Origin of the sequence: Psychrobacter sp. NZS113, assembly GCF_015864825.1 — a bacterium.
Lineage (GTDB): Bacteria > Pseudomonadota > Gammaproteobacteria > Pseudomonadales > Moraxellaceae > Psychrobacter.
Genome location: NZ_JADYWL010000034.1, coordinates 1 through 558, shown reverse-complemented (window position 1 = coordinate 558; position 558 = coordinate 1). Strand labels below are relative to the sequence as shown.

Here is a 558-nt window from a genome sequence, read left to right as displayed (position 1 = left end):
TGATTGTTATTGATGCAAATGATGGCGGCCTTGTATTTACCAAACGTTAATTGTAAATAATTAAACTTAAAAGCCGCTTTATAGCTAACACCATTCAGTTAAGCATGCTTTGACTTAATGGTGTACCGAGTTTTTGAAATTCGAACGGTCCTACTTTTGGGCCGTTTTCTTTTTTCTGGAAGAATATAACGTTTCACTCGTTCTCGCATTGCCCTTAATTTCTTTGGAATTGAACCTGGCGAAGCGATGGCACACCAGAGTATTTCATCCTGTATATCCCGCAAAGCCATGACAAAACTAATTCTCAGCGGGGAGACTTTAGCCTCTTTGGCTATTCGACTTATCTCTACTCGAATTAAATTGTAGGCTAGCAATATACCCCATAGCTCTTGATTGACTCCATCCACAGTCTGACTACGCAAAAGAATACTATCCTCAAGCATCCTGTGTTTTATTTCTCCATAGCTATTTTCAATTTCCCAGCGTTCGAAATAGACATCAAGAATGGCCTGTGCATCAAAAGCCTGTTTATCGTCCAAAGAGCACAGCAGACCTTTT

1 protein-coding gene is annotated in these 558 nt (G+C 39.8%); it reads right to left on the bottom strand.

Features of this window, described 5'->3' with window-relative positions:
* Positions 1 to 98 precede the first annotated feature (98 nt).
* The coding region (locus I6E61_RS14005; protein WP_227685992.1) for a transposase at positions 99 to 558 on the bottom strand (460 nt) is incomplete at its 5' end.